The sequence below is a fragment of the Lysobacter zhanggongensis genome, assembly GCF_046638635.1.
Taxonomy (GTDB): domain Bacteria; phylum Pseudomonadota; class Gammaproteobacteria; order Xanthomonadales; family Xanthomonadaceae; genus Novilysobacter; species Novilysobacter luteus.
Genome location: NZ_JBJXHK010000052.1, coordinates 1 through 16,399 on the forward strand (window position 1 = coordinate 1; position 16,399 = coordinate 16,399).

The following is a 16,399-nucleotide window of genomic DNA, read 5'->3' on the forward strand; positions in this document are numbered from 1 at the left end:
GCATGGCGCGTTTGGCGGTAGCCGTGGTCGCGGCGCCGCGGCGCTTGCCGGCCGGCGTGCGCGTGACGACGGGGCGGTCGGCCGCGGGTTCCGGCGCAACCCGGAAACCATCGAGGAACAGCAGGCCCTGGAACAGGTTCATGAGAGGCTCCGTGTGGCGCGGCGGGATGCCGGCCTTGTTCAACACGGCGTACGTTATGCCGGCACAAACCCCTGAAAAAGCGATACTTTCGCAAGCCAGGCTTGAGCTGGATTCAACATGAGTCGATTCCCGTTGCAGTTGCTCCCGGGCTTTGTCGCCGCCGCCCGCACCGGCAACCTGACGCGCGCCGCCGATGCCCTGCACATCACCGTGAGCGCACTGAGCCACCAGATCCGCGCGCTCGAGGAACGCCTGGGCCAACGCCTGTTCGCGCGCGGGTCGCGCGGGGTCACCCTCACTGCCGATGGCGAGCAGCTGCTGGCGCGCGTGGGGCCACCGCTGGAGTCGCTCGAGGCGGCGCTGCGCCCCGCCGGGCCGCGCCGGGGCGACGTGCTCACCGTCAGCGTGCTGCCGTCGATGGCCTCGGGGTGGCTGGTGCCGCGCCTGGGCCGGTTCCTGGCCGCGCACCCGCTGCTGCAGCTCAACCTGCTGTCGTCGGAGCGGCTGGTGGACTTCGAACGCGACGACGACGTCGATGCCGCGTTGCGGATGGGCGCCGGGCGTTGGCCGGGCGTCGTCGCCGAGCACCTGCTCGACGAGTCGCTGGCGCCGGTGGCAAGCCCGGCGCTGGTCGAGCGGATGGGCCTGGACGCGGCCGGCGAGCTGCACCGCTGGCCGCTGATCGGCGAAACCGGGATGCGCCACTGGGCGCGCTGGTTCGAGCGGCACGGCGGGCACGAACCCGAGCGCTACGTGACCCGGCTGGACGACCTCGAGTCGGTGCACCGGGCGGCGGTCGATGGCATCGGCGTGGCGCTGGCGCGGATGGTCCGGTCGCGCACGCTGATCGAAAGCGGGCAACTGGTGGTGCTCAGCCCGCACCGCCTGCCCAGCGACTACGACCACTACCTGGTATATCCGTCGCGCTCGGCCTCGCACCCGGGCCTGCTGGCCTTCCGCGAATGGCTGCATGCGGAGGCACGCGGCGCTACGCTGGCCGATCTTCCGCCCACCGGACTGCCGCGATGAAACGTCTCCTGCTTGCCGCCCTGCTTCCCGCCGCGATCGCCGCCTGCACCGCCGACACCACCGCGACCACCCCGGCCGATGGCGTCGCCGGCCAGACATCCGCACCCGCCGATACCGCGCCACCGGCCACGGGTGACGCCGACGCCGACGCCGACGCGGCACTGTCGGCCGTGCTGCAGGGCGCCTGGCGCAGCCCGGAAAACTCGGCGCGCGATGCGTACCGCCACCCGGCCGAAACGCTCGCCTTCTTCGGCCTGTCGCCGGACCAGACCGTCGTCGAGATCACCCCCGGCGGCGGCTGGTATGCCGAGATCCTGGCGCCCTACCTGCGCGATGGCGGCCAGTACGTGGCGGCGGTGGTCGACCCGGCCACCCTGCCCGCCGGTGGCGGTCGCGACTACCAGCAGCGCAGCCGCGACGGGCTGGAAGCAAAGTTCGCCGGCGACCCGGAGCGGTTCGACCGCGCCACCGTGGTCGCCTATGACCCGGCCGCACCGGTGTTCGGACCGGTCGGCTCGGCCGACCTGGTGCTGACCTTCCGCAACGTCCACAACTGGCGCTCCAACCAGCAGGCCCAGGGGATGTTCGACGGCTTCTTCGACGTGCTGAAGCCCGGCGGCACGCTGGGCGTGGTCGAACACCGCGCCGCGACCGACGTGGGCGACGACGACGAGTCGGGCTATGTCGGTCAGGCGCAGGTGATCGCGATGGCGGAGGCGGCCGGCTTCGAACTGGACGGCCAGAGCGAGGTCAATGCCAACCCGGCCGACACCCGCGACCATCCCAATGGTGTGTGGACCCTGCCACCGTCCAACAACCACGACGACGCGGACGACGCCAAGTACCAGGCGATCGGCGAGAGCGACCGCATGACGTTGCGCTTCCGCAAGCCCGGCGCCGCCGGCTGACGGGCCCACCGCCGCCCCGTGCTGATCGCGTTCAACAAGCCGTACGGCGTGCTGTGCCAGTTCACCGACCGAAGTGAGCCACCGCGGCCGACGCTGGCCGGCTTCGGCCTGCCCGGCGGGGTCTACCCGGCAGGCCGGCTGGACCACGACAGCGAAGGGCTGTTGTTGCTGACCGACGACGGCGGCCTGGCACACCGGCTGACCGACCCGCGCCACAAGCAGCCCAAGACCTACCTGGTGCAGGTGGAAGGCGAACCGCAACCGGCGCAGCTGGATGCACTGCGGCGCGGTGTCGAGTTGCGCGACGGCCCCACCCGGCCGGCTCGCGCGTGCGTGGCGGAGCCGCCCGCCCTGTGGCCGCGCGACCCACCGGTGCGCTTTCGCAAGACCGTCCCGGACGCCTGGCTGCAGCTGGTCATCACCGAAGGCCGCAACCGGCAGGTGCGCCGGATGACCGCCGCGGTCGGGCTGCCAACCTTGCGGCTGGTGCGGGTGGGCATCGGGGCAGTGGCCCTGGACGGGCTCGCGCCGGGCGCCTGGCGCGTGATCGATCCGCGCAGCACGGCCGGTGGCGCCTCCTGAACGCGTTCAGTGAAGACATCAACGGACATTGGCCTGCGGCGACAAACCTGCGATTCTTCCGGAGGTCGCCCGTTCAGTTTGATGCAAGTGGGGAGCGGGCCCGCCACGGGAATTCCATGCCGCACTCCGAAACCACGCTCGGCCGAATCCTTGTCGTCGACGACCAGGCCGCGAACCTGCGGGTTGTCAGCGCGCTGCTGACGCGCGAGGGCTACCAGGTCATCACGGCCTCCAGCGGCCAGGAAGCGTTGGCGCGTTACGCCGAGACGGTTCCCGACATGATCCTGCTCGACATGATGATGCCGGGCATGGACGGCTTCGAAGTGCTTGCTGCGTTGCGAGCGCAGGAACCGCCGCTGCGGATCCCGGTGGTGTTCGTCACCGCCGCGCACGATCGCGACCTGTTGCTGCGTGCGTTCGACGCCGGTGTGGTCGACTACGTGACCAAGCCCTTCCTCCCCGAGGAACTGCTCGCCCGGGTCAACGCCCACATCGGCCTCAAGCTCACCCGCGACCGGCTCGAGCGCGTCGCCCGCGAGCGCGAGGAGCTGGTCAACCTGGTCGCGCATGACCTCAAGAACCCGCTGTCGAGCGTGCTGTTTGCCAGCGACATCCTGATCCACGACGGCTGCAAGCCCGAGCGCGTGCCGCGCTACCTGCAGATGATCCACGAGAGCGCCGACGACGCGCTCGGCTACATCCGCCATTACCTGGAATCACGTGCCGGGGAACGTAACGGCACGGTCGCCTGCGCCGACCTGGGGGCGACGCTGGAATGGCTGGTCGAACGCTACGAGTTCCAGCTCGACGCCCGCAATATCGAGGTCAAGCTGTCGTTGCCGCCGGCACGCGCGCATGTCGCGATCGATGCGCGCGTCCTGCGCCAGCTGGGCGAGAACCTCGTCACCAACGCGATGAAGTACGCGCCGGGCAGCGAACTGCTGCTCGCCGGACGGGCCGGTGCGCCCGGCTACTGGCAGCTGGTGGCGCTGGATCGCGGGCCGGGCATCCCGGCAGCGATGCAGCGCGAACTGTTCAAGCCGTTTACCCGCCTGCAGCAACCCGAGGACGGCATCTCCAGCGGTCTGGGGCTGTCGCTGGCCAAGCAGATCGTCGTCAAGGCGGGCGGCCAGCTCTGGTACGAGGACCGCGAAGGCGGCGGTGCCTGCTTCATCATCGAGCTGCCCGAGGCCAGCGAGCCGGCACACGCCTGAGCAGTCGCCGGCAGGCGCGTGCGCTGCCGGCGCCGGCGAGGATCCCTGGGAAGAACCTCGAACTCAATCGGCAGTTGGCGTGCTGGCGGTGCTGCGTGAGCGCGTGCTCTTGCGCGCGGTCGAGGAACGCTTGCGCGCGGTCGATCCGTTGGAGCGGCGCGCCTCGACACGTTTTGCGCTGCCGTCGATCGGCGGGCTCTCGGCCTGTTTGGCCTTGCGACGCGCGGCGTACCACAGCAACCCGGCACCGGCGGCAGTGGCCGCGACCAGCGCGGGATGGCGCCGCACGAAGAACCCGGCGACGCGCGCGCCGCCCTTGATCGCGCCGAGCTTGGCGCCGGCGTCCAACCAGCGACCGGCGCCGCCGGGGACCGCGTGGCGGAGGCTGTCGCCGACGCTGCTGGCCAGTTGCAGGGCGCGGTCGGGGATCATGTCGAGTCTGCTCATGAGCGATGGGGCCTTGGGGGAAACGTGGGCAGAGTGTCCCCAGCAGCGCGTTGAGCCGGCGTGAGCCGCGCGACCCCAGCCGGCTGGCGGCTGAACGTCGCGACGCGGGCGATCAGGTCCCCCGCGGCTTAGCGCGGTGGGTCGCCGTCGCCGACCACGGGTCGTCCGGCCACGGGTGCCGGGGATACCGCCCTTTCATCTCCTTGCGGACCTCCGGGTAGGTGCGCTCCCAGAACCCGCGCAGGTCGCCGGTCACCTGCAGTGGTCGCCCGCCCGGCGACAGCAGGTGCAGCGTCAGCGGCACCCGGCCTTCGACGATACGCGGCGTGTCGGCCAAGCCGAACAGCTCCTGCAGCTTGACCGCCAGCACCGGCGCGACCGGTTCGCCGGTTTCGTCATCGAACCCGTAGCGCACGTCGCGTTGCAGTCCCGAAGGCACCGCAACCCGGATCGGCGCAAGCGCGTCGATCCGCTGGCGCGTCGGCCAGTCGATCCCGGACTTGAGCGCTTCCGCGAGCGCGTCGGCGGCGAGTGCATCGAGCCGCGTCTTGCCGGCAAGCGCGGGCTGCAGCCACTGCGGCAACGTATCGAGCAACGCCGCGTCGGACAGGTCCGGCAGGCCGAGTTCCGGACTCCAGTGGCGCAGGCTGCGCACGCGCGCACGCCACTGCCGCAGTGCGCCGGTCCACGGCAGCGCGTCCAGGCCGAGCTGGCGCACCGCATCCACCAGTGCCTCGGCGTGGCGCGACCGGTCGGGCTGCGCGATCGGCCGGCGATCCAGCACGATGCTGTCGAAGCGGCGTTCGCGCACCGCGGCGATGGCGTTGCGGTCCGTGTCCCAGAACACACGGTCCCGGGTGGTGAAGCGCGCCGGCCAGACACGCTCGAGCCGACCTGGATCCACCGGTGCCGCGTGCAGGATGCGGGCGTCGCGTCCGGGTTGGCGACTGTCGTCGCGCAACTCGGCCACCAGCAGCCAGGGCTCGCCGAACAACACGCTGTCGTCGTATAGGCGCGCCCCCCGACCGTTGGCAAGCTGGTAGCGCAGCGGGTCGGCCGGATGCTGGCGGGCGATCCGGTCCGGCCAGGCGTGGGCGAGCAGGTCGCCGATCAAGTGCGCGGGTGCGTCTGCCGGCGGCGCGACATCGACACGCAGGCGGCGGCGCCATTGCCGCGCGGCCTGGTCGATTGCCGCCAATGCGCCGCGCGAGGCGTCGTGCGGCGGGCTGCCGCGCCGGAATGCGACAAGTGCCTGCCAGCGTGCAGCGAACGCGTCGCCACCGGCACGCAGCGGATCGCGCGCCTCCACCAGTGCAGCGAGGTCGCAGGCCAGCGCGCGTTCGCTGTCGTCGTCGGGCGCCAGCAGCATCGCCGCCAGCCGCGGGTGGGTACCGAGCGCAAGCATCCGCCGGCCGAACGCAGTGATCGATTGTCCGTCGAGCGCGCCGAGCCGCTGCAGCAACTCCCGCCCGGCCGCCAGCGCGCCCGGCGGCGGCGGGTCCGGGAACCGCAGGTCGGCGTCGCCCCAGCCGGCCAGTTCCAGTGCGAGGCCGGACAGTTCGACCTGGTTGATCTCCGGCCGGCGTTGAGGCTCCAGCCGCTGCGACTGCGGCCACAGCCGGTACGCCCAACCTGACGCGACGCGGCCGGCGCGACCGGCGCGCTGGTCGGCCGAGGATTGCGCGATGTGGACGACGTCGAGCCGGCCGAAGCCGCTGTTGGGGTCGAACCGCGGCTCCCGCGCGAGCCCGCTGTCGACCACGACGCGCACGCCCGGCAGGGTCACGCTGGACTCGGCGACGTTGGTCGCGAGCACGACCCGGCGTCGTCCGTCATCGGCCGGCTGCAGCACGCGCGCCTGCAGCTCGACCGGCAGGTCGCCGTGCAGTGCCAGCAACTCGGCGTCGGCACTGGAGCCCGCGAGCGCGCGCATCGCGCGGTCGATCTCGCGGCGTCCCGGCAGGAACGCGAGCACGTCGCCGGGATGGCTGGCGAGCGCGTGCTCGACCGCGCGGCGCAGGTGGTGCTCCGGCGCCTCGTCGCGTCGCGGCGGGAAGTGCGCGACCTCCACCGGGAAACTGCGCCCGGCGCTGGACAGCCGCGGTGCATCGATGAACCGCGCCAGCCGCTCGCCGTCCAGCGTCGCCGACATCACCACGATGCGCAGGTCCTCGCGCAGCGCCGCCTGCACATCGAGCGCCAACGCCAGGCCGAGGTCGGCCGACAGATGGCGCTCGTGGAACTCGTCGAACACCAGCGCACCGACGCCTTCCAGCGCAGGGTCGTCCTGGATCATCCGGGTCAGGATGCCTTCGGTGACGACCTCGATGCGGGTCGCATCGGTCACCTGGCGGTCGAAGCGGATGCGGTAGCCGACGGTCTGGCCGACCGGCTCGCCACGCTGGCCGGCCATGAACCTGGCCGCCGCACGGGCGGCGACCCGGCGCGGTTCGAGCATCACGATGCGACCCCCGGCCAGCCACGGTGCATCGAGCAACGCAGGCGGCACCTGGGTGGTCTTGCCGGCGCCCGGCGGTGCCTCCAGCACCAGCCGCGGGTGGCTGGCGAGGCTGTCGCGGATGCGCGGCAGCAGGTCGTCGATCGGGAATCGCATGGCCCATTGTAGGAGCCGTCCCTGGGCCCACTGCTGCATCGGCCTCCTACAATGGCGCCATGGATCTGATCGACATCGGTGCCAACCTCACCCACGACTCCTTCGACCACGACCGCGACGCGGTGATGCAGCGTGCCCGCGAGGCCGGCGTGGTGCAGATGGTCGTCACGGGCGCCAGCCGCGAACACTCGCCGCAAGCCTTGGCGCTCGCCCGCGCCCACCCCGGCGAGCTGTTCGCCACCGCCGGCGTGCATCCCCACCATGCCAGCGAGTACACCGCCGAGTGCGACGCGGAAATGCGCGCGCTGCACGCGCACGCCGAGGTGGTCGCGGTGGGTGAGTGCGGGCTGGACTACTTCCGGGATTTCTCGCCGCGGCCGGCGCAGCGTCGCGCGTTCTCGATGCAGCTGCAGATCGCCGCCGAGACCGGCAAGCCGCTGTTCCTGCATCAGCGCGACGCGCATGCGGACTTCATGGCCGTGATGCGCGAGTTCGAGGGCCGGCTGGGGCCGGCGGTGGTGCACTGCTTCACCGGCAGCCGCGCCGAGCTGTTCGACTACCTCGACCAGGACTGGCACGTCGGCATCACCGGCTGGCTGTGCGACGAACGCCGTGGCCAGCACCTGCGCGAGCTGGTCGGCAACATCCCCGCCAACCGGTTGATGATCGAAACCGACGCGCCCTACCTGCTGCCGCGCACGGTCCGCCCGGCGCCGTCGCACCGGCGCAACGAGCCGATGTACCTGGCGCACATCGTCGAGGAGCTCGCCCGCGACCGCGGCGAGGAGGTCGCCGTGACGGCGGCCAACAGCACGGCCACCGCGCGTGCGTTCTTCGGCTTGCCGGGCGGCGGCTGAACCACGCCGCATTCCGTTGCTGCCGGCGGCTCAGTCGCGCCCGGACAGGTGGGTCGCCAGGTCGTCGGCGCGGCGCCGGGTCAGCCACGTCGCCACGCTGTCCTCCATCTTCCAGTAGCGCTGGGCGGCGAATGCGACCCATGCGTCCCGGTACGCCAGCCATGCGCGCTGGGCGACGCGTATGTCCGGGCGTGTGACCGTGCCGAAGCCGATGCGGTCGGGATCCCCACCGGACGCCTCCTCGCCCGGCGCGGGCGGCGCCATCAGCTGCCGGTAGACGCGGTTGAGGCGGGCGTCTGCGGCGGCGCGCTCGTCCGCGCTGGCGATCGGCAGGCTGTCGGACTCGAGCGTTGCCAGCAGCGCGACGAAGGCGTCGAGCGTGCGCTGTTCGTGCTGCACGTGGAAGGCCACCCGGCCGCTGCCGGACATGTCGACCTCGTTGTCGGCGCTGGTCGTGGCGAACGCGGTGGCGGTGGCCTGCAACGGTTCGAACGCGGCACGGTCGGCCTCGCGCCACGGCCGGGTCAGCCGGGCCAGGCGCTGGCGGCGATCCTGCGCGTCGAGGCGCGCGGCGTGGCCGGCGCAATAGCCCATCGCCAGCCCGCTGGTGATGTCGTCGCAGAAGTGGAAGCCGGTACCCGGGTCGGCCGAGTCCTTCATCGCCTGCAGATGGCTGACGCGGCCGTGCACTTCGGCAATCGCACCCCGCATCCGGCAGGCCAGCGCGGTGGCGAGCTCGAGGTCGCGCTCGGCACCGACGCCGTTGGCGTAAATCGTCAGCAGCAGGTCGTTGCCGGCGAACAGGAAGGCATTGTCCGCGCCGACGGAGTCGACATTGCGCAGGGCGCACTGTCGCGCCCGCACCGGATCGGCCGCCATGCCGATACCGTAGTACAGGGCCTCGGCATCGCAGTCGGCCAGTCCAGCCGCCTGCGCCGGGTCGGCGCGGTCGCTGGCCGGTGGCTGCAGGTCGCGCACCCGTTCGCAGGCCGCCACCGAGCTGGCGTATTCGGGACGGCGCGACGCGGGATCGTCGGCCCAGTTCCAGTCGGCGGCAGCCGCCGGAGCGGCAAGCAGCACTGCGAGCGAAACCGCGGCAAGGCGCGATGCGCGTTGCCGGGTCAAAGGCGTGGGGCGCAAAGCGACCGCCACGGCCACCGCCTACGGGCCTGCCTTCGACGCGGCCCGGACCTGGTCCTCGATTTCCTTGCAGGTGTCGGCAAGCTGCGTGGTGGTAAGTGCATCTAGCTTCTGCCTGGCCTTCGCGTACTCGGCGTCGAACACCGCATCCACCTGGGCATCGCTCAGCCCCAGCTGTTGCCGCCCGGGCACCTGGCGCGCCGCATTGCGTACCGTGGCCGCGTCGGTCCGCCCCGGCGCGCACGCCTGGTCGAGTGCAAACAGGTTCGCGCTCATGCCGACCATCCCACGCAACCGGTCCATCCCCGGGCCGGTCGGCAGGTCTGCGGCGTCGACGGTGGCGACGGGCGCGCTCTCTGGCGCGCTGACCGGGGCCACCGGCGACGGCGCCGTGGTCGCGGCGACGACGGCCGCATTGTCCGGGAGTGGCGCGGTTGGTTCCGCGTCGGGCGCACTGCATGCCGACAGCATGACGGTGGCGAGCAGAGCGAGTGCCGATGCGATGGCGTAGCGGGAGAGATCCATGGCAGACGTCCTTGTGCAAAGTGGGAGGGCAGACCGTACCGCGCGCGGTCGCGTCGCCACAACACCGGCACGCGTCCGTTTCACTTCAAGCGCCGCGCTTGGAGATCCTGCAGGTATGCCTTGAAAGCACGCTCATCCCTGAGCGGATACGTGACCGGTTCTCCCTCCCGCACGCCATCAAACCCGGACACCAGCGGCTCGTCTTCGAGCTTCAACCGCTGGAGCTGCCCGCCTGCATGCCCGATGTCGTAGACGTGCCACGCGTAGAACGTTCCGGATGTGTCCCGCGCGTTGTCCACCGCCCATCCCAGCAGAACAACCAGTTCCTGCTGGGGATCCGCGTCGGCATCGGCCATGAAGATCGACTGCGCGACCGCGTGCCGCCCGCCCTCCGAACCGAAGGTGCCGGCATGCGCGCGGGTCGCACCGGCGTCGCTCCACACGCACAGGGTGAGTTCCAGTTCGTCGGCGTCGTTGAGCGCGTAGCCCAGCTGGACCGGCACGCCGTCGGGCACGCGCTCCGGCCGTGATGCATAGCGGACCGGCTCGGCGGCTACCTCAAGGATGCGGTGGGCCGACCGGCTGAAATCCGGAGCGAGTGCCGAAGGCGCGCGATAGCCGCTGGCTTCCTGCAAGGCCGCACAGACGGGCGATGTGTCAATGGACGCCGACGGCGCCAGGGCGACGCTTCCGCTGGTCACGGCCCATTCGGGATGCGCTTGGGCACACGCCGTCACAGCCATCACCACCAGGCAGCGGGCGAGCGCGGCCGGGGAGAACGCCGGCGTGCCCGAGCGCGTGCCCGAGCGTTGCGCGATGGACCTACAGCTGGACAAGCTCGACCCGCCGGTTGCGGGCCTTGCCATCCTCGGTCGCGTTGTCGGCGACCGGTTCGGCCTGGCCGAAGCCCTTGGCCTGGAGCCGTGCGCGGTCGATGCCGCCAGCCGCGAGCGCGGCGACCACCGAGGCGGCGCGCGCCTCCGACAGCTGCAGGTTGTGGCCGGCATCGCCGGTGTTGTCGGTGTGGCCGTTGATGGAAAGCTTCAGCGCCGGGTCGTCGCTGAGCAGCTGCACCACCTGTTCGATCTGCGGCTGCGAGTCCGGCAGGATCTCGGCCTTGTCGGTGGCGAAGTTGACCTGCAGGGCGACGCGGCCGTCGGCATCGAGCTGCTGCTTCAGTTCGCTGGCCGGCAGCAGTGCGGCGGTTGCCTGGAACGGCGCCGACTCAATCACCATCCACGAGCCGCTGGCGGTGTTGCCGACGAAGTGCAGCCAGATGTTGCGGTCCGGGCGGCGTACCAGCCAGGTCGCGACCTTGTCGTTGTAGATGTCGCCGCGGCCCTGCGAGTACGCCTGCTCCTCGTCCCAGGCGTCGATGATTGCGTTTGGCGGCTTTGAGTCGGTGACCTTGACGCCGCCGGCCTGCGCGATCTGGTGGTCGATGTTGCGCACCACCTCGAGCCGCGACCAGCCCTTGCCGCGCTCGGCATGCACGAGCGATTCGAACACGCGTCCCTCGACCCACTCCAGCCGGTCGCCGGTCCACACCGCCACGCGGTCGAAGTCACGCACCGGAATCGGCCGGTTGGGGTGCCGGTAGCCGGTGGGCAGGGTGAAGTACGGGAAGTCGCCTAGTGCCGCCTCCGACACCGGCACCGTTGCGATGTCGAAGCCCTGCGGTTCGGCCGGCTTGGGGGCCTCGGGCGCTGGCGCCGGCGCCCCTTCCGGCGCGGCGTCCGCACCGTCCGCGCTTGGGGTGTCGGGCGTGGCGCCATCCGTGCCGTCGGCGTTGCGGTCACCGCAGGCGGCAAGTGCGGCCGGAAGCAGGACGGCCAGCAGCGCGATCCGGAGGGGACGGGACAGGTCGTGGTTCATCGGTACGGCTCCTTGGGTGTCAGGGGGTGCCGGCGCGGGACCGCGCGTGGCGGGCGCCGGCAGTGTCTTCCAGTTGCTCGATGGTACGCGGCAGCTCGAACAGGCCGGGGTCGAGCGGGCCGGCTTCCACCGCCACCACCTCGTAGCCGCGGATCGCTTCGCGACCGGCCAGCCGCCCGCGGAACGCGAGCAGCAGGCCCGTGCGCGGATCGACCCAGAGCGTCCCGTTGTCGGTGCCGTCCGGACCGCGACCGTCGGCGTGGCGGTAGCGCCACGTGCGCACCAGGTGGTTGGCGATGACGTCGACCGCGCCGGGCTCGCAGCGCGCGCCCATGTCGGCGCAGGGTGCATCCGGGTCCAGCCGGAACGCGGTCCACGCCGGCGCGGGCACCGGCAGCGCGACATCGCCGCTGACACTGACCAGCCAGGCCTGGTCGGCCGCGGTGTCGGCCAGCAGGTAACCGTCCTGGCCTCGCGACACTTCAAAGTCGATCCGCAGGCGATCACCGGACAGCCGAACGGTCATCGGCATCACCGCATCGCCGCGCACCGGGCCGATGCCGGTCGCGCGCGCGTGCAGGGTCACGTCGAAGACGCCCTCGCCACCGCCGTCGCCCGCGATGGCGCCCGTCGCGGGCGCGAGCGTGCACAGACACAACACGATGCCGGCAACGCGTCGCATGTCAGCGCAGGCGCGACGGATTGCTGATCGGCGACTGCATCCGGACGATCGCGTACGACTCCAGCCGCATGCGGCTGTAGTGGCCGATCGAGCAGCGCAGGTCCTCGCGCCAGGTGTCACCCTCGGTAATGAGCGCCGACAGGCCACCGATCACGCGATCCACGAACGGCACGATCATCGGATAGCAGTAACGCACCCGGATCTTGAGGATGTTGGCGTCCTGCACGGTGAGGCCGCTGCCACCGACGGGGGTGTCGCGGAAGGCGAGGTTGTCGTTGGGCAGCGCGCGCCTGCCGTCCCATTGCTGCTCGGCGAAATCGTTCCAGGCACTCCGCGTGGGACTGACTATCTCGATGTCGCTGTAGGCGACCACGTCGACCGCGGCCTTCGCCGCGCCTTCAAGCGCGCCGCCCATCCCGGGCGCGTCGACATACAGCGGCGTGATGCCGCGGATCAGGCCACGCCGGATCTGGTCGATGTCGGCGCCGTGCACCGCGCCGGCGCGTGCCGCTTCGAGCGCGGCGTAATCGAGCGTCGCCTTCGCCCGGTAGATCAGCATGAACTGGAACGCGGCCAGCAGCAGGAACAGGAACGCCGGCACCACGATGACGAACTCCAGCAGCGACTGCCCCCGCTGGCGGCGCCGCCCGTGCGCCGGCGCGTGCGTGGCGCGTCTCACGCGTCGATCGATTGCCATTGCAGCACCTCCCCCATGACCGGGCCGATCCGCGACAGGCTGCCCGCGCGCAGCTCGACCGTCGCGTGCGCGCCACGTTGCGCGCATGCACGCCAGGGCTTCACGCCCTCGCGCCAGCCGAGCACCTCGCCTTGGCGGCCGAGGAACAGCAGGTCGAGCGGGTAGCCCATCCCGAACGTGTGCACCGAGCTGCACGGCGACAGCCACAGGGCCTCGGCGGCATCGCCCGCGAGCGGGCGCCGGCCCAGCAGGCCGCGCAACCGCGACCACCAGCGGTCGGCGCGCCACACCGTCGGCACCAGGCAGGCGCCGCCGCGGTAGAGGCGCCCCGCCCTCACAGGATCCCCTGCTGCTTCATCTGCAGGTAGATGAAGTACGCCAGCACCAGGAAGATCAGCGGGAAGAAGAACATCACCAGCGGCAGCATCATCTTGACCGGCGCTTCCAGCGCGAGTTTTTCGGCGCGCAGGAAACGCTCCTCGCGGCGCTGGCCGGCCTGCGCACGCAGGGCGTCGCTGAGGCTGGCACCGACCCGGTCGGCCTGGATCAGCGAACTGGTGANAGGATCCCCTGCTGCTTCATCTGCAGGTAGATGAAGTACGCCAGCACCAGGAAGATCAGCGGGAAGAAGAACATCACCAGCGGCAGCATCATCTTGACCGGCGCTTCCAGCGCGAGTTTTTCGGCGCGCAGGAAACGCTCCTCGCGGCGCTGGCCGGCCTGCGCACGCAGGGCGTCGCTGAGGCTGGCACCGACCCGGTCGGCCTGGATCAGCGAACTGGTGAAGTTGGCGATCTGCGAGATGTCCATCCGGTCCGACATCCGGCGCAGCGCCTCGGCGCGTGGCAGGCCGGCGCGCAGGTCGCGCAGCATGCGGGCGAACTCCTGGCCCAGCGGCCCCTGCGGCCCCTTCTGCACCGCCTGCTCGATCGCACCGGTGATGTTGAGTCCTGCCTCGACCGCCATGGTGATGAAGTCCAGGTAGGTCGGCAGGTCGCGGACGACCTTGCGTCGCCGCAGGTTGCGCTTCTCGCTGAGCCACAGGGTCGGGTACATCCAGCCCAGCGGCGCGCCGAACAGCACGCACATCAGCAACGTCGCCAGGCTTGCCCGGCCGAGCATCAGTACCAGCAGCGCGAAGAACAGGGTGACGATCACCGCGACGACCACGCGCAGGCCGTACAGACTCTCCGGCGTCAGCACGTAGTCCTGCCCGGCCGACTGCAGCGCGCGGTGGGTCTTCTCCAGCTGCGCGGACTTGAGGCGCGGCGCGATTGCAAGCGTCGTCGCGGTCACCACCGGCCAGATCAGCTGCAGTCCGCGCGGAAGCGGGTCCTGGTAATGGCGGTCTTCCGGCGGCACCTGCTGCAGCAGGCCGCGGGTGGCCACGAACACCAGTCCGACCGCGGCGGCCGCCGACAACGCGACGAGGATCAGCAGCATGTTCATACGTCGATCGTCATGATCTTGCGGCACATCCGGTAGCCCAGGTATTCCATGACCACGCAGATGGCGATCACCGTCCATCCGATCGGGGTATGGAACATCGGCCGCATGGTTTCGGGATAGGCGAACGCGAGGAAGGCGACCATCGCGACCGGCAGCATCGCCATGACGATGCCCTGCAGGCGCCCCTGCGAGGTCAGTGCCTTGACCTTGCCCTCCATGATCAGCCGGCGCCGCAGCGTCTCGGCCAGGATGGTCAGGCTTTCGGCAAGGTTGCCGCCGACCTCGCGCGAGATCTGCACGGCCGAGACGAACAGCTTGACGTCCTGCACCGGCACGCGCTCGGCGAAATGGTCGAGCGCCTCCTCGGTCTTCACTCCCATGCGCTGCTCGCGCAGCACCAGCGCGAGCTCCTGCGCCAGCGGCGGCATGCCGTCGGCGACCATCGCCTCCATCGCCGGGCCGAAGCCGACACCGGCCTTCATGCTGCCGGCCAGCATCAGCAGACCGTCCGGCAGCTGCTCCTGGATGCGGTCGATGCGGCGCTGGCGCATCCACACGTAGATCTTGCGCGGCAGCACCGCCAGCAGCACCACCGCGGCGATCGGCAGCAGCAGGTTGCCGGTGACCGCCCACAGCACCAGCGGCACCAGCACCAGCAGGGCGACGTTGACGGTGAACAGGCTGCCCGTGTCCATGAACATGAACATGTCGGCGAGGTTGATCCGCGCCTGGTTGACGAAGCTTTCCTGGTAGCGGTGCATGAACCGCTCGCTGGCTTGCACCGCGACGATGCCGGCAGCCGCCACGCCAACGAACACCAGCACGCCGATCAGCCAGACGCTCACCCGTTACCTCCCGGCTTGTGGAAGATCGACAGGTCGACCGGTACGCCGCGTTCGGCCAGCTCCTCGTAGAACTCCGGCACCGCGCCGGTGGCGATGAAGTCGCCCTCGACCCGGCCGTCCGCGCCCGAATGGTTGCGGGGGCGGAACAGGAACACGTCCTGCATCTGGATGGTGCCGCTCTCCAGTCCGGTGATCTCGGTGATGTGGCTGACCTTGCGCGAACCGCACGGGTAGCGCCGCTGGTGCACGATGAGGTCGACCGCCGAGGCGATCTGCTCGCGCACCACCGTCATCGGCAGGTCCATCGACGACATCAGCACCATCACCTCCAGCCGCGACAGCGCCTCGCGCGGGTTGTTGGCGTGGGCGGTGGTCAGCGAGCCCTCGTGGCCGGTGTTCATCGCCTGCAGCATGTCCAGCGCCTCGCCGCCGCGGCATTCGCCGACCACGATGCGGTCGGGACGCATGCGCAGCGCGTTCTTGACCAGGTCGCGGATCGTGATCTGCCCCTTGCCCTCGAGGTTGGGCGGGCGCGCTTCCAGCGCGACCAGGTTGGGCTGCACCAGCTTCAGCTCGGCGGCGTCCTCGATGGTGACGATGCGCTCGTGGTCGGGGATGAAGTTCGACAGGATGTTGAGCAGCGTGGTCTTGCCCGAGCCGGTGCCGCCGGTGACCACGATGTTGCGGCGCTCGCGCACCGCGATGGTCAGGAAGTCGAGCATCGCCTGGTCCATCGAGCCGAAGGTCAACAGGTCCTCGCCGGTGAGCTTGCGCTTGGCGAACTTGCGGATGCTGACGCTGGCGCCGCGCAGCGCCACCGGCGGGATGATCGCGTTGACGCGCGAGCCGTCCTTGAGGCGCGCGTCGACCATCGGCGAGCTCTCGTCGATGCGCCGGCCAAGCGGGGTGACGATGCGCTCGATCGCCGACAGCACTGCGCGCTCGCTGGTGAAGCACACTTCGGACTTCTCGATGCGGCCGTTGCGCTCGATGTAGATCTGGTCGAACGCGTTGACCATGATCTCGGTGACCGTGTTGTCGTCGATCAGGTCTTCCAGCGGGCCCAGGCCGATCGCCTCGTCGAGCACCTGCTTGGCCAGCCGGCGCGGGTTGATGCTCCGGGGCAGGTCGGCGAACTCGCGCGCCATGATCTCGTCGATGAGCGTCATGGTGGCCTCGCGCAGTGCCTCGTCGCTGAGGCTGCGTACGTCCAGCCGGCGCAGGTCCATCTGCTTGACCAGCGCGCCGTGCACGCGTGCGCGCCAGACGTTCATCTCCGGTGGCAGGTCACCGGCGCGCGCGATCTCGCGCGAATCGGACGGCGCCGGCGCCAGCGGGGCGGTTGACGCAGGCACCGGTGGCGCGACCGGCTCGTTGGCCGCCGCCACCGGCG

17 protein-coding genes and 1 pseudogene are annotated in these 16,399 nt (G+C 70.8%); 5 read left to right on the forward strand and 13 right to left on the reverse strand.

What is annotated here, in order from left to right:
* The first annotated feature begins 259 nt into the window (after window positions 1-259).
* The 4 genes from ACKVMH_RS09545 (at window position 260) to ACKVMH_RS09560 (ending at window position 3,875) form a co-directional block, all read left to right on the forward strand.
* Window positions 260-1,171, forward strand: coding sequence for a LysR substrate-binding domain-containing protein (locus ACKVMH_RS09545; protein WP_412700109.1), 912 nt, complete (start codon window positions 260-262; stop codon window positions 1,169-1,171).
* Complete coding sequence (locus tag ACKVMH_RS09550; RefSeq protein ID WP_412700110.1) at window positions 1,168-2,079, forward strand: class I SAM-dependent methyltransferase; 912 nt, start codon at window positions 1,168-1,170, stop codon at window positions 2,077-2,079. The genes ACKVMH_RS09545 and ACKVMH_RS09550 overlap by 4 nt, the downstream gene beginning before the upstream one ends.
* An 18-nt stretch (window positions 2,080-2,097) precedes the next feature.
* Window positions 2,098-2,661, forward strand: coding sequence for a pseudouridine synthase (locus ACKVMH_RS09555; protein ID WP_412700111.1), 564 nt, complete (start codon window positions 2,098-2,100; stop codon window positions 2,659-2,661).
* A gap of 116 nt (window positions 2,662-2,777) precedes the next feature.
* The gene (locus ACKVMH_RS09560; protein WP_412700112.1) at window positions 2,778-3,875 is read left to right on the forward strand and encodes a hybrid sensor histidine kinase/response regulator; all 1,098 of its coding nucleotides are present in this window, start codon (window positions 2,778-2,780) and stop codon (window positions 3,873-3,875) included.
* Window positions 3,876-3,938: 63 nt separating this feature from the next.
* Here the strand turns inward: ACKVMH_RS09560 and ACKVMH_RS09565 are convergent, their stop codons facing one another.
* On the reverse strand, window positions 3,939-4,322 hold the full coding sequence (locus ACKVMH_RS09565; protein WP_412700113.1) for a hypothetical protein: 384 nt from the start codon (window positions 4,320-4,322) through the stop codon (window positions 3,939-3,941).
* Between the two features lie 112 nt (window positions 4,323-4,434).
* Complete coding sequence (gene hrpB, locus ACKVMH_RS09570; protein WP_412700114.1) at window positions 4,435-6,936, reverse strand: ATP-dependent helicase HrpB; 2,502 nt, start codon at window positions 6,934-6,936, stop codon at window positions 4,435-4,437.
* Window positions 6,937-6,995: 59 nt separating this feature from the next.
* Here hrpB and ACKVMH_RS09575 point away from each other — a divergent pair, with 59 nt between their 5' ends.
* Complete coding sequence (locus tag ACKVMH_RS09575; protein ID WP_215219106.1) at window positions 6,996-7,793, forward strand: TatD family hydrolase; 798 nt, start codon at window positions 6,996-6,998, stop codon at window positions 7,791-7,793.
* A 30-nt stretch (window positions 7,794-7,823) separates the two neighbouring features.
* On the opposite strand, the gene ACKVMH_RS09580 is transcribed toward ACKVMH_RS09575, so the two are convergent.
* The 11 genes and pseudogenes from ACKVMH_RS09580 to ACKVMH_RS09630 form a co-directional block, all read right to left on the reverse strand.
* Window positions 7,824-8,945 carry a lysozyme inhibitor LprI family protein gene (locus ACKVMH_RS09580; protein ID WP_412700115.1) on the reverse strand — a complete coding sequence of 374 codons (1,122 nt, stop codon included), beginning with the start codon at window positions 8,943-8,945 and terminating at the stop codon, window positions 7,824-7,826.
* A gap of 9 nt (window positions 8,946-8,954) precedes the next feature.
* The gene (locus ACKVMH_RS09585) at window positions 8,955-9,458 is read right to left on the reverse strand and encodes a hypothetical protein (protein ID WP_412700116.1); all 504 of its coding nucleotides are present in this window, start codon (window positions 9,456-9,458) and stop codon (window positions 8,955-8,957) included.
* Window positions 9,459-9,538: 80 nt separating this feature from the next.
* On the reverse strand, window positions 9,539-10,159 hold the full coding sequence (locus ACKVMH_RS09590) for a hypothetical protein (RefSeq protein WP_412700117.1): 621 nt from the start codon (window positions 10,157-10,159) through the stop codon (window positions 9,539-9,541).
* Window positions 10,160-10,280: 121 nt separating this feature from the next.
* Window positions 10,281-11,333: an OmpA family protein gene (locus tag ACKVMH_RS09595; RefSeq protein WP_412700118.1), complete on the reverse strand. Its 1,053-nt coding sequence runs from the start codon at window positions 11,331-11,333 to the stop codon at window positions 10,281-10,283.
* 19 nt (window positions 11,334-11,352) lie between these two features.
* Window positions 11,353-12,015 carry a hypothetical protein gene (locus tag ACKVMH_RS09600; protein ID WP_412700119.1) on the reverse strand — a complete coding sequence of 221 codons (663 nt, stop codon included), beginning with the start codon at window positions 12,013-12,015 and terminating at the stop codon, window positions 11,353-11,355.
* Between the two features lies 1 nt (window position 12,016).
* Window positions 12,017-12,712, reverse strand: a complete 696-nt coding sequence (locus tag ACKVMH_RS09605) for a TadE/TadG family type IV pilus assembly protein (protein WP_412700120.1) — start codon at window positions 12,710-12,712, stop codon at window positions 12,017-12,019.
* Window positions 12,691-13,050 (reverse strand): DUF192 domain-containing protein, encoded by a 360-nt coding sequence (locus ACKVMH_RS09610; protein ID WP_412700121.1) that lies wholly within the window; start codon window positions 13,048-13,050, stop codon window positions 12,691-12,693. The genes ACKVMH_RS09605 and ACKVMH_RS09610 overlap by 22 nt, the downstream gene beginning before the upstream one ends.
* Window positions 13,051-13,151: 101 nt before the next feature.
* Window positions 13,152-13,262: pseudogene (locus ACKVMH_RS09615) on the reverse strand (type II secretion system F family protein); the annotation flags it as partial.
* Window positions 13,259-14,239: a type II secretion system F family protein gene (locus tag ACKVMH_RS09620; protein ID WP_459167108.1), complete on the reverse strand. Its 981-nt coding sequence runs from the start codon at window positions 14,237-14,239 to the stop codon at window positions 13,259-13,261. The gene ACKVMH_RS09620 and the pseudogene ACKVMH_RS09615, both read right to left, overlap by 4 nt.
* Window positions 14,158-15,006 carry a type II secretion system F family protein gene (locus tag ACKVMH_RS09625; protein WP_412700123.1) on the reverse strand — a complete coding sequence of 283 codons (849 nt, stop codon included), beginning with the start codon at window positions 15,004-15,006 and terminating at the stop codon, window positions 14,158-14,160. The genes ACKVMH_RS09620 and ACKVMH_RS09625 overlap by 82 nt, the downstream gene beginning before the upstream one ends.
* Window positions 15,003-16,399 (reverse strand): CpaF family protein (locus ACKVMH_RS09630; RefSeq protein ID WP_412700124.1); only part of this gene is annotated, 1,397 nt, incomplete at its 5' end. The genes ACKVMH_RS09630 and ACKVMH_RS09625, both read right to left, overlap by 4 nt.